Source organism: Cronobacter sp. HA18003 (genome assembly GCF_011605905.1).
GTDB classification, from domain to species: domain Bacteria; phylum Pseudomonadota; class Gammaproteobacteria; order Enterobacterales; family Enterobacteriaceae; genus Cronobacter; species Cronobacter sakazakii.
Map to the genome: position 1 here is coordinate 931,838 of NZ_JAANQO010000011.1, position 12,434 is coordinate 944,271.

A 12,434-nucleotide genomic window follows, 5' to 3' on the forward strand; every position below is an offset into this window, starting at 1 on the left:
TGGCTCGTTCAGGTTCAGACAGGACTACAGGAAAACCAATGAAAACAACGAAGCAAAACGCGGCTGAGCATCGCGCCGCGAAACGACGCTGGTTGAACTCTCATGAAGAGGGTTATCACAAAGCGATGGGCAACCGTCAGGTGCAGATGATAGCCATCGGCGGCGCTATCGGTACCGGTCTGTTTTTGGGCGCGGGCGCGCGTCTCCAGGCGGCCGGACCGTCGCTGGCGCTGGTGTATCTGGTGTGCGGCATCTTCTCTTTCTTCATTCTTCGCGCGCTGGGCGAGCTGGTGCTCCACCGTCCGTCCAGCGGCAGTTTTGTCTCTTACGCCCGTGAGTTTCTCGGCGAGAAAGCCTCTTACGTGGCGGGCTGGATGTATTTTGTTAACTGGGCGATGACCGGTATCGTCGATATCACCGCCGTGGCGCTCTATATGCACTACTGGGGCGCGTTCGGCGATGTGCCGCAGTGGGTGTTTGCGCTCGGCGCACTGGCGATTGTCGGCACCATGAACCTGATTGGCGTGAAATGGTTCGCCGAAATGGAGTTCTGGTTCGCGCTCATTAAAGTGCTGGCTATCGTCGTGTTCCTGATTGTCGGCGTGGTGTTTCTCGGCACCGGTAAACCGCTCGACGGCAACGCTACCGGCTTCCATCTGATAACCGACAACGGCGGCCTCTTCCCGCACGGCCTGCTGCCTGCGCTGGTGCTGATTCAGGGCGTGGTATTCGCCTTCGCGTCTATCGAGCTGGTCGGTACCGCCGCGGGCGAATGTAAAGATCCGCAGACCATGGTGCCGAAGGCGATTAACAGCGTTATCTGGCGTATCGGCCTCTTCTACGTTGGTTCCGTCGTCCTGCTGGTGCTGCTGCTGCCGTGGAACGCCTACCAGGCGGGTCAGAGCCCGTTCGTCACCTTCTTCTCGAAGCTTGGCGTGCCCTATATCGGCGATATCATGAATATGGTGGTGCTGACCGCGGCGCTCTCCAGCCTCAACTCCGGGCTCTATTCCACTGGCCGTATCCTGCGCTCGATGTCGATGGGCGGCTCCGCGCCGAAGTTTATGTCGAAGATGAGCAAATCCCAGGTGCCGTTCGCGGGCATTCTGGTGACGGTTTGCGTCTATATCGTTGGCGTCTTCCTGAACTATCTCGTGCCGTCGCAGGTGTTTGAGATTGTCCTGAACGTGGCATCCATCGGCATCATCTCCTCCTGGGCGTTTATCATGGTCTGCCAGATGCGTCTGCGCAAAGCCATCAAAGAAGGCAAAGCGGACGATGTCTCCTTCAAGCTGCCGGGCGCGCCGTTCACCTCCTGGCTGACGTTGCTGTTCCTGGCCGCCGTCGTCGTGCTGATGGCGTTTGACTACCCGAACGGCACCTTTACCGTGGCCTCCATTCCGGTTCTCGCTATTCTGCTGATTGCGGGCTGGTTTGGCGTGCGTAAACGCGTGGCGGAGATCCACAGCACCGCGCCGCAACCGCATCAGGATTAAAGCGTGTGTTATGAAAAGGAGCCGTAAGGCTCCTTTTTTTATGCGTACTATTACTGGTAGCTTGTCCGAAACGCTCCAGCGCTTCACGCTATGGCGCTGCACTACGTCTACAAGGAACCGTTATGAAACCTGCAATCCTTCGCGCACTGGCACTGACGCCGCTCTGTGTGGCACTCAGCGCCGCCGCTGTTACGCCGAAACCGCCTTACTTTAACCATAAAGACTGGAGCATGGTCTGCGATAACACCGGCACCTGCCGTGTGGATGCCTACGAGGCCGATGAAGGCACCGGCGGCTCGCTACTGCTGACCCGCAAAGCCGGGCCTGACGCGCCGGTTACCGCCATGATCCGCCTGGGCGAAATGGATGACGACGCAAAACCCTCAAAGGGGCCGATGCGCCTTGAGATCGACGGTAAAGACACCGGCATGCTGAAAGAAAATAAGCAGGACGAAACCTGGGAATTGAACGACGCGCAGACCGTCGCCGTCATTAACGCCGTGAAAGGCCGCGGCAACGTGGTGTTTGCCTCAGATAACCGCCGTTTCACGCTCTCTGCGGCCGGTGCCAGCGCCGTGCTGCTGAAGATGGATGACGTGCAGGGCCGCATCGGCACGCCCGGCGCGCTCATGAAAAAGGGCAATAAGCCGGAAAGCGCGGTACCGGCGCCAATCGCCGCCCCGGTGATCCACGCCGCCGCCGTGAGCGACGCACAGCCCACTACGCTCACCGGCGCGGCGCTCGCCACGCTGCTGCCGCGTCTTGAAGCCACCAAACTCGACGGCGACAGCTGCGACGGGCTCACCGATGAAACGCTGCGTAACGAGCCGGTGACCGTCACGCCATTAAGCAATGGCAAAGCGCTAATCTCGGCGACCTGCTGGCGCGCGGCCTATAACGAAGGCGACGGCTACTGGGTCATTGACGAGGCGCTGAAAGGCAAGCCAACGCTGATAACGCTTATCGGCAACGATTATCATAATGGCGTCATCACGTCCGTACAGCGCGGGCGCGGCATCGGCGACTGTATGGGCGGCGCGAACTGGACGTGGAATGGTGAAACGTTCATTCAGAGCGAAGACTACACCACCGGCGAATGCCGTCTCATCCGCGCAGGCGGTACCTGGGAAATGCCAACGCTGGTCACGCAGGTCATTCCGGCTAAATAATCACAGCGGGCGATGGCCCGCTTTTTTTATTTCCGGCAAAGCTTCGCTAAAAAAAGCATTTATTTATTCGCGCTAAGTTATTCCAATAAACACTTTTCATTTTTATTCCCGCCCCTGCACGATAAAAGCCAGAACGATATATCACCCTTCACTTTTATTATTAGCGGGATAGCCATGAAAAAATTCACGGGGCGCGCCTGGCTCGGGCTGGCGTTAATGTCGGCGGCCGGACTGGCGCAGGCGGAAGGTAATATCAGCATCGCGCAACAGTTCGGCATTGGTTATTTACTGCTGGATGTAGTGCGCGACCAACAGCTTATCGAAAAAGAAGGCAAAAAAGAGGGGCTCGATATTAAGGTGGAGTGGCGCACGCTCTCCGGCGCTACCGCCATGAACGAGGCGCTGCTCTCCGGCGCGCTGGACGTCGCCTCGGCGGGGGTGCCGCCGCTCCTCACGCTCTGGGATCGCACCAAAGGCCGCCAGAACGTCAAAGCCATCGCGTCGCTCGGCTCGATGCCCAATTATCTGCTGAGCAACAACCCGGCGGTCAAAAACGTTCGCGATCTCACCGATAAAGACCGCATCGCCGTACCGGCGGCGGGCGTGGGCTTTCAGTCCCGCACGCTGCAAATCGAAACCGCCCGACTTTATGGCAACGGCGACTATAAACGCTTTGATAAGATCAGCGTGAGCCTGCCGCACCCGGACGCCAGCGCGGCGCTTGTCGCCGGGAAGTCTGAAATCACCGCCCACTTTTCCAGCCCGCCGTTTCAGTATCAGGCGCTGGAGCACAGCAACGTGCATAAGATCCTGAGCTCCTACGACGTGCTGGGCGGCCCGGCCACTTTCAACGTGCTTTACACCACCCAGAAATTCCACGATGACAACCAGAAAACGTACCGCGCGTTTTACCGGGCTTTAAGCGAAGCGGCGAAAATTATTAACGCCGATAAAAAGGCGGCGGCTGCGGCGTATATCCGCACAGAAAAATCGCGCCTGCCGCAAGCGTTAGTCGAAAAAATTGTGAATGACCCGGAAATTGATTTTACCGTCTCACCGCAACGCACTTTTGTTTATGCCGAAAAGCTGCATGAGCTTGGCGTATTAAAAAATAAAGCCGACAGCTGGAAAGATTATTTCTTTAACGAAGCCTGGGAAAACCCCGGCAGTTAATTCACCTGCGACGATAAAGGAAAAACCGATGACCACAACGCTCAACGCCACGCCGGTTGCCGCCCAGCCGTTTACCATTACGCCCTTTGCGCGCCTCGGCGCGGAAATTACCGGGCTGGATCTGCGCCTGCCGGTCAATAACGCCGACTTTGCGCGCATTCATCAGGCGCATCTCGACCATCACGTGGTGGTGTTCCGCGACCAGAAAATCACGCCGCGTCAGCAGATCGATTTCAGCCGCCGCTTCGGGCCGCTGCAAATCCATGTGCTGAAGCAGTTCCTGTTGCCTGACCACCCGGAAATCCTCATCGTCTCGAACATTATTGAGAACGGCCAGCCGATTGGTCTTGGCGACGCCGGTAAATTCTGGCACTCGGATCTGTCGTATAAAACGCTGCCAAGCCTGGGCTCCATGCTCTATGCGCAGGAGCTGCCGGAAGAAGGCGGCGACACGCTGTTCGCCGATATGGAGCTGGCGTATGAAACGCTCCCCGCCGACCTGAAACGCGCGATAGAAGGCAAAAAGGCGGTGCATTCCTATACCGCGACCTACAGCCGCCCGAAATTCGGCAGCCACTGGCGACCGCAACTGACGGAACAGCAGCTTGCCGAAGTGCAGGCGGTGTCGCACCCGGTGATGCGCACCCACCCGGAAACCGGGCGCAAGGCGCTGTTTGTCAGCGAAGGGTTCACCACGCATATCGAAGGGCTGCCGGAGGCGGAGAGCCGCGACATTCTGGAGGCGCTTTGGGCGCATAGCGTGCGCCCGGAGCATCTCTACCGTCACCAGTGGCAACCGGGCGATATGGTGTTCTGGGATAACCGCTCGCTGATCCATCTCGCGACCGGCTGCCCGGCGCACCTGCGCCGCAAACTCTATCGCACCACTATCGAAGGCGACGCGCCATTTTAACGGAGGCAGCCATGCAGACACAGACCCACGGCCCGCTGCTGCGTCTCGACGCGCTGAGCCTGGAATACCGCACCCGGGAAAGCCGCGTACGCGCGGCGCATGAGGTCTCTTTTGACGTCTGGCCCGGCGACCGGTTTATCCTGCTCGGCCCGTCCGGCTGCGGCAAGTCGAGCCTGCTCAAGGCCATCGGCGGGTTTCTTGCGCCCGTGAGCGGCACCATTCGCCTTGACGGTGACGTTGTCACAAAACCCGGCCCGGAGCGCATGATGGTATTTCAGGAATTTGACCAGCTTCCGCCCTGGAAAACGGTGCTGGAAAACGTCATGTTCCCGCTCGTGGCGAGCCGTCAGGCCAGCAAAGCCGAGGCGCGCGAGCGCGCCTTGCACTTTCTGAATAAAGTGGGGCTTGCCGCCTTTGCCGACGCGCTGCCGCATATGCTCTCCGGCGGCATGAAGCAGCGCGTGGCCATCGCCCGCGCGCTGGCGATGAAGCCGAAAATCCTGCTGATGGATGAGCCGTTCGCGGCGCTGGATGCCCTGACGCGCCGCCATATGCAGGAAGAGCTGCTGGAACTCTGGGAGGACGCCGGCTTTACACTGCTCTTCGTAACCCACTCTATTGAAGAAGCGTTGATGGTTGGCAGCCGTATTCTGGTGCTCTCACCGCATCCGGGCCAGGTGCGCGCCGAGATCAACTGCCACCAGTTTGGCATGAATGACACCGCAAGCCCGGCCTTTGCGCAGGCTGCTCGCCACATTCACGACCTGCTGTTCCCTGTTAATGCCACGCAACCGGCGAAGGAGACCCGCTATGGCGCAACTGCCCCCCGTCCGTCCCGAGTATCAGCGTGAAACCGCGCTCCCCGGCGCACTGCCGCTGGACACGCCACTGCCGCTCACCACCCGGCTGTGGGACCAGGCATGGGTACGCAAAACGCTGCTGGTCATTGCACTCCTTGCCGTCTGGGAAAGCGTGGCGCGTATTCAGAATAACGATCTGATGCTGCCGGGGTTCTGGCAAACGCTGCGCGCCTTTAGCGAAGACATGCACAGCGGCGAGCTGCCAGCGAAAATCCTCAACTCGCTCGGCACGTTGTTAAAAGGCTATGCCATTGGTAGCGTGCTGGCGCTGGTGTTCAGCGCGCTGGCGATTTCCACACGGCTGGGGCGCGACTTGCTCAGTACGCTGACCGCCATGCTTAACCCGCTGCCCGCGATTGCCCTGCTGCCGCTGGCGCTGCTCTGGTTCGGGCTTGGTCAGGGGAGCCTGATTTTTGTGCTGGTCCACTCGGTGATGTGGCCGATTGCGCTCAATACGTGGTCGGGCTTTCAGAGTGTGCCGGAAACACTACGAATGGCCGGGCGAAACTACGGGCTGAGCGGCCCGCGGCTGGTGCTCAACATTTTGATCCCGGCGGCGCTGCCGTCGATTATCTCCGGGCTGAAAATTGGCTGGGCGTTCGCCTGGCGCACGCTTATCGCCGCCGAACTGGTGTTTGGCGCCTCAAGCGGCGACGGCGGGCTCGGCTGGTATATTTTCCAGAATCGCAACGAGCTGTTTACCGACCGGGTCTTCGCCGGGCTGGCGACCGTCATCATCATCGGGCTGCTGGTGGAAGGACTGGTGTTCGCCACGCTGGAAAAAGCCACGGTGCGGCGCTGGGGCATGCAGCGTTAAAAAAAGCCCCGCCAGTGCGGGGCCTTTTTTTACAGGGCGATGCGGATGACGTCATCCGGGCTGGTAGCTTCCTGCTGACGGCTGGAGGCCTGCTTCACCGTAACATACAGCGTTTTACCATCCGGCGAGAGCGCCAGGCTGTTCGGGTGTACCGGCGTTTTAAAAGTTTTCGTGACAGTGTAACCTTTGGCGTCAATCACGCTGACGCTGCCCGCCTCGCGGTGCGTCAGATAAACCTCATTACGCGCCGGATTGAACAGTACCGCGAGCGCGTTCGGTGCCTCGACGGTTTTGATAACGTTGCCGGTGCGGGTATCCACCACGAGCAGTTGCGGCTGTTTTGAATCCGCCACAAACGCGCGATGGTTAGCGGTATCCAGGCTCAGGTTGATAAAGAAGTGCTCTTTACCGTCGTCAGCGAGCTTTTTGCGCGACAGAATTTTATTGGTCGCGGTGTCGATGGTAATAAATTCGCCATCGGCGTTGGTGGTATACAGGCGCTTCGCCGCGGCGTCGAGCGCGAGCCCGGCGCTGTATTTACCAAGGCCCGTAATGCTTGCGCGGTGTTTTACCGTCTCGCCATCCACCACCCAGATCTCGCTCTCGTTACCGATGCCGCCGATATAAACGGTATTGGTAGTCTCATCGACCACCAGCTCGCGCGGCTGCAACGGCTTCACGCTTTCTGAACGCACGCGCCCGTCAAGCACCAGACGCCCTTTCACGTCGCCGGTTTTCGCATCCACCGCCGTTACCGCGCCATTGACCGTATTGCCGAACCACAGCGTATTGGTTTTGGTGTTAATCGCGGCACCGAACGGTTTGAGATCGTTATGAATGGTCTGGGTAATATCCAGCGTCGTCGGGTCGAGACGGTAAATCACGCCGCCTTTATCGAGCTTGCGGCTCTGGGACGTGGCGACGAACAGCGCCTGCTCCGCCGGGCTGTAGGCCATTTCATACGCGCCTTTGCCGACCGGCTTACGCAGCAGCTCGTCGGCCGCCTGCGAGGTGAACGACGCGAACGTACCCGCGATAAACAGCGCGCCGAGCAGCGCGCGCGGCATGGAGAGGTGACGTAACGGCATAAGAACTCCCTTTTAAACAAACAGAATGGGTTGCATCACACTGGAACCAAAAGCAAAACGTTGCCCGAACGAGCCGTGGCGTTTTATTATGGATGAGAATAATAATCATTATTTTCAGCATGGAAAGCCTTTTTACGGCTCGCTAAATACTAGGAGGCGGCTAGACTTGCCTGAGTTAACGCAACGTGCCGTTATGTTTTTCAAAAATTTACACAACGTTTAATATTACCTCACAGATTTTATTGATTTTGTTACTTCCGGGACTTCGTAAACCGCATGAAAATCTCCCGCGCTGTCTATGCGCCCCTCGCTTTTCTGCTGCCTGTCGCCTTCTCGCATGCGCAGGCCGCCGCCACTAATGAACAAACCATGATCGTGACCGCCGCGCCCGGCGGGATCTCAGAACTCGACACGCCCGCGTCCGTGAGCGTCGTCAACGGCGACGATCTGCGCCACGCCGCGCCGCAGGTGAATCTCTCTGAAAACCTGGGCAGCGTGCCGGGCCTGCAGATCCAGAATCGACAAAACTTCGCCCAGGATTTGCAGCTCTCCATGCGCGGTTTCGGTTCCCGCTCCACCTACGGCGTGCGCGGTATCCGCATGTATGTCGACGGTATTCCAGCGACGATGCCGGACGGCCAGGGTTACACCTCGAATTTCGATCTCAACAGCATTGAGAGTGTGGACGTGCTGCGCGGGCCGTTTTCGGCGCTTTACGGCAACGCCTCCGGCGGCGTGATCAATGTGAAAACCGAAACCGGCGAGCAGCCGGCGAAAATCGAAGCGGGCACGTATTACGGCAGCTACGGCAGCGTGCGCTACGGCCTGAAAGCGACCGGTGCGACCGGCGACGGCACCCAGGCGGGCGATGTGGATTACACGGTCTCCACCACCCGTTTCACCACCCACGGCTATCGCGACCACAGCGGCGCGCGTAAAAACCTCGCTAATGCGAAACTCGGCGTGCGGCTTGACGAGGCCAGCAAGCTGACGCTGCTTTTTAACAGCGTGGATATCAAAGCCAACGATCCGGGCGGCCTGACCCGCGACGAGTGGCGTGAAAACCCGCGCCAGTCGCCGCGCGGCGATGAATTCAACACCCGTAAAACCACAAAACAGACCCAGGCGGGGCTGCGCTACGAGCGCGCGCTTACGGAGAATGACGATATCAGCGTGATGGCGTACGCGGGTGAGCGCGAAACCACCCAGTTTCAGTCGTTCAAACAGGGCTTCCAGGCGGCGCCCACCAACCCCGGCGGCGTTATCGACCTCACCCGCCACTATCAGGGCATCGACAGCCGCTGGACGCACCGCGACGCGCTGCTCAGCCTGCCGGTGAGCTTCACGCTCGGCCTTGATTACGAAAACATGAGCGAAGACCGTAAAGGCTTTGAAAACTACCGTCTGGTCAACGGCGCGCCACAGTATGGCGAGAAAGGCAACCTGCGCCGCAACGAACGCAACCTGATGTGGAACGTCGATCCGTATCTGCAAACCACCTGGCAGCTGGCCGACAAACTGAGCCTCGACGCGGGCATGCGCTACAGCAATATCTGGTTCGACTCGAACGATTTTTACGTGGTGCCGGGCAACGGCGACGACAGCGGCGAGGCCAATTATCACAAGTGGCTGCCGGCAGGCTCGCTGAAATATGCCCTGACCGACGCCTGGAACGTCTATGCCTCTTATGGCCGCGGGTTTGAAACGCCGACCATCAACGAACTTTCTTATCGCTCAAACGGTCAGAGCGGCCTGAACTTCGCGCTTAAGCCATCCACCAGCGATACGGTGGAGATCGGCAGCAAAACGCGCATCGGCAATGGTCTGCTGACCGCCGCGCTGTTCCGGACCGATACGGACAACGAAATCGTCGTGGATCAGAGTGTGGGCAGCGGGCGCAGCAGCTATAAAAACGCCGGAAAAACCCGCCGTCAGGGCGCTGAACTGGCGCTTGATCAGCAGTTCGGCGATGCGTGGAAGCTGAAAGCGGCATGGACCTACCTGGACGCCACCTACCGCACCAACGTCTGCCGCACTGGCGACTGTAACGGCAATCGCATGCCGGGGATTGCGCGCAATATGCTCTACACCTCGTTCGGTTACGAGCCGGAAACCGGCTGGTACGCAGGCGGCGACGTGCGCTACATGAGCAGCATCATGGCTAATGACGCCAATACCGACAAAGCGCCGTCTTACACGACGGTTGGCCTCAACACCGGCTATAAATTCCAGCGCGGCAACTGGCTGCTGGATGTGTTTGGCCGCGTCGATAACCTGTTTGATAAATCGTATGTCGGATCGGTCATCGTTAACGAATCCAATGGCCGCTACTACGAGCCTGCGCCGGGCCGCAATTATGGCGTTGGCGCAAGCGTCAGCTACCGCTTCGAATAACGCTTTCGCGAGCTTTTAGCGGCACACAAAAAACGGGCTTCACCGCCCGTTTTTTTATGCCCTCTGCAGCCGTTGCAGGTGTGAGAAATCAACAGACTGGCGCGCCTGAAAGAGATCGTATTCATTCTGCATACCCAGCCAGACATGCGGCGAGCTGCCAAGGACTGCCGAGAGACGCAGCGCCATTTCCGGGGAGACGTCAGATTTGCCGACCAGCAGACGCTGCACCGTCGACGGCGCGACGTCCAGCGCTTTGGCCAGCGCACGGGCGCTGAGGCTGAGCGCTTCCATTGACTCCTGCACCAGCCTGCCCGGGTGCGGTGGGTTAAACATCGTTGCCATCAGTGGTAATCCTCATAGTTGACGATAAAGACATCGCCATCCCGAAACTCAAACGTGATGCGCCAGTTTCCGCTGACGGTCACAGCCCATATACCTTTACGATCCCCCGTCAGGGGATGCAGGAAAAAGCCCGGTAAGTCGACGTCAGCGGGTCTTATCGCCTGATTCAGCACCGCCAGCCGCAGAGAAATCTTTCTGGCATGGCGGGCATGAATGCCTGCGGTGGAACCCGTTTCGAAATAGCGTTGCAGGCCTTTATGCCTGAAGCTTCTGATCATCCCTGCCACCTCGCTCCTGATGAAGATCGTAAATCAGTGTTGCGCAATGCGCAACACTTTTAATAAGCGTTAAGTTACGGCTTACGCTTTCCACTGCGCAGCACCTTATCAGCGTTGCGCATACGCCAGAAGCCTGATGCTGAATGACGGTTAAACCGTTCGGCATGGCTCGCATTTGTGATGAAACCTCTCTGCGCGCTTTACAACACAGAGACACGTCGTTCCCCATGCAGGCCGTGCCGTCACGCCTATACTTAACATTCGTCGAATTCCGTTTAACCGCCAAAAGGAATCCGCTTATGAGCCGTCTGTGGCACCAGAACGCCGTCATTTACCAGATAGATCCCACCCGCTTTTACGACAGCAACGCCGACGGCTGGGGAGACCTGCGCGGCATTGTCGAAAAGCTCGACTATGTTGAATCGCTTGGCGCAACCGCCATCTGGCTGACCCCGTTTTATCTCTCGCCGCGTCGGGATAACGGCTATGACGTGGAAAACCACACCGAGCCGGACCCGCGTATCGGCTCGCTGGACGATGTCGAGTGGCTGATAGCCGAGGCGGATAAGCGCGGAATTCGTGTGATTATCGAACTGGTGGCACAGCACACCTCAGATGCCCACGACTGGTTTCAGGAGGCGCGCAAAGGCCGCGACAATCCGTTTCATGACTACTATCTGTGGCGCGACACGCCAGGCCCGGATGAACCCGCGCCGATGTTTCCGACAATCGAGCCGCACATCTGGCGCTGGGATGAGCAGGCGCAGCGCTACTACCGCCATCTCTTTTACCATCATGAGCCGGATCTCAACCTGCGCCACCCGGACGTCATTCAGGCTGTCGATCACGTGCTGCGCTTCTGGGCCGAAAAAGGCGTGGCGGGCTTTCGCGTCGATGCCGCTTCGCACATGGTGGAACAGGCCAGCCTGCCGGGCGATAAAGAGAGCGGCTACCGGCTGTTTAACCACTTCTACGACCTGCTGACGGACGATCATCCGGATATGATCCTGCTTGGCGAAGTGGACGTGAACGTCTCGGAATTTGAAGATTTCTTCGGCGGCGGCGAACGCCTGACCACGCTGCTTAATTTCTGGATCAACAAAAACACCATTCTGGCGCTGGCCCGCGAAGAGGCGGCACCGCTGGTGAAAGCGCTTAACGAGCTGCCGATGCCGCCCGCCAACGGCGGTTATTGCTTCTGGCTGCGCAACCATGACGAGCTGGATCTTGAAGATCTGGAGCCGGAAGATTACGACTTCGTAATGGAGAAATACGCCCCCGATCCTGACATGCGCATTTACGGGCGCGGCATTCGCCGCCGTCTGGCCCCGATGCTTGACGGCAACGAACGCCAGCAGGCGATGGCGCATGCCCTGCTCTTTTCGCTGCCCGGCACGCCGGTGGTGCGCTATGGCGCGGAAATCGGCATGGGCGATCTGCTTTCACAGCCGGAGCGTGAATCGGTGCGCACGCCGATGCAGTGGAATGCGGGGCCGGGTGCCGGGTTTTCCGCCTGCGATCCGGCGCGCTTTGTGGAGCCGTTAATTACCGACGGCCCCTTTCGCTATCAGGCGATAAATGTGGAAGAGCAAGAAGCGCGCGACGGCTCGCTGCTGCACCGTATCCGGCAGATTATCGCCGTCTGGCGCACGCTGCCTGAGATCTGCTATCAGCATTTCCACCCGTTCACGGTGCAAGAAAAGAGCGTGTTTGCGGTGCGCTATCAAAACCATAACGTCGCCACGCTGATGCTGACGAACCTGAGCCATGAGGCGGTGACGGTGGATTTGGGCGAGTTAAATCTGGAAGGCGCTGGCGAGATACTGGCGGATGATGAGTATCCGCCAGTCGCCTGCTCACTTCGCATCAACGGCTATGGCTACCGCTGGCTGCGGGTAAAGTAA

11 protein-coding genes are annotated in these 12,434 nt (G+C 58.9%); 8 read left to right on the forward strand and 3 right to left on the reverse strand.

The window, feature by feature from the left end; genetic code table 11:
- The first annotated feature begins 38 nt into the window (after positions 1-38).
- From ansP to G6041_RS05525, 6 genes are all read left to right on the forward strand, one after another.
- Positions 39-1,496 carry an L-asparagine permease gene (gene ansP, locus G6041_RS05500; RefSeq protein WP_007848558.1) on the forward strand — a complete coding sequence of 486 codons (1,458 nt, stop codon included), beginning with the start codon at positions 39-41 and terminating at the stop codon, positions 1,494-1,496.
- A gap of 122 nt (positions 1,497-1,618) precedes the next feature.
- Positions 1,619-2,665: a DUF1176 domain-containing protein gene (locus tag G6041_RS05505; RefSeq protein WP_012124811.1), complete on the forward strand. Its 1,047-nt coding sequence runs from the start codon at positions 1,619-1,621 to the stop codon at positions 2,663-2,665.
- A 174-nt stretch (positions 2,666-2,839) separates the two neighbouring features.
- Complete coding sequence (locus G6041_RS05510) at positions 2,840-3,838, forward strand: ABC transporter substrate-binding protein (RefSeq protein ID WP_012124812.1); 999 nt, start codon at positions 2,840-2,842, stop codon at positions 3,836-3,838.
- A 28-nt stretch (positions 3,839-3,866) separates the two neighbouring features.
- Complete coding sequence (locus tag G6041_RS05515) at positions 3,867-4,751, forward strand: TauD/TfdA dioxygenase family protein (RefSeq protein ID WP_012124814.1); 885 nt, start codon at positions 3,867-3,869, stop codon at positions 4,749-4,751.
- Between the two features lie 11 nt (positions 4,752-4,762).
- Positions 4,763-5,602: an ABC transporter ATP-binding protein gene (locus G6041_RS05520; RefSeq protein ID WP_012124815.1), complete on the forward strand. Its 840-nt coding sequence runs from the start codon at positions 4,763-4,765 to the stop codon at positions 5,600-5,602.
- Positions 5,562-6,428, forward strand: coding sequence for an ABC transporter permease (locus G6041_RS05525; RefSeq protein WP_084999152.1), 867 nt, complete (start codon positions 5,562-5,564; stop codon positions 6,426-6,428). The genes G6041_RS05520 and G6041_RS05525 overlap by 41 nt, the downstream gene beginning before the upstream one ends.
- A gap of 29 nt (positions 6,429-6,457) precedes the next feature.
- Here the strand turns inward: G6041_RS05525 and yncE are convergent, their stop codons facing one another.
- Positions 6,458-7,516, reverse strand: coding sequence for a 7-bladed beta-propeller protein YncE (gene yncE / locus G6041_RS05530; RefSeq protein WP_041460509.1), 1,059 nt, complete (start codon positions 7,514-7,516; stop codon positions 6,458-6,460).
- 276 nt (positions 7,517-7,792) lie between these two features.
- On the opposite strand from yncE, the gene pqqU reads away from it, so the two are divergent.
- Entirely contained in the window at positions 7,793-9,910 is a 2,118-nt protein-coding gene (gene pqqU, locus G6041_RS05535; RefSeq protein WP_012124818.1) for a TonB-dependent receptor PqqU, read from the forward strand.
- Between the two features lie 54 nt (positions 9,911-9,964).
- Here the strand turns inward: pqqU and G6041_RS05540 are convergent, their stop codons facing one another.
- Both G6041_RS05540 and G6041_RS05545 read right to left on the reverse strand, forming a co-directional pair.
- Complete coding sequence (locus G6041_RS05540) at positions 9,965-10,252, reverse strand: HigA family addiction module antitoxin (protein ID WP_012124819.1); 288 nt, start codon at positions 10,250-10,252, stop codon at positions 9,965-9,967.
- On the reverse strand, positions 10,252-10,530 hold the full coding sequence (locus tag G6041_RS05545; protein ID WP_012124820.1) for a type II toxin-antitoxin system RelE/ParE family toxin: 279 nt from the start codon (positions 10,528-10,530) through the stop codon (positions 10,252-10,254). Before G6041_RS05545 ends, G6041_RS05540 begins: the two co-directional genes overlap by 1 nt.
- A gap of 299 nt (positions 10,531-10,829) precedes the next feature.
- On the opposite strand from G6041_RS05545, the gene G6041_RS05550 reads away from it, so the two are divergent.
- Complete coding sequence (locus G6041_RS05550) at positions 10,830-12,434, forward strand: alpha-amylase family protein (RefSeq protein WP_041460510.1); 1,605 nt, start codon at positions 10,830-10,832, stop codon at positions 12,432-12,434.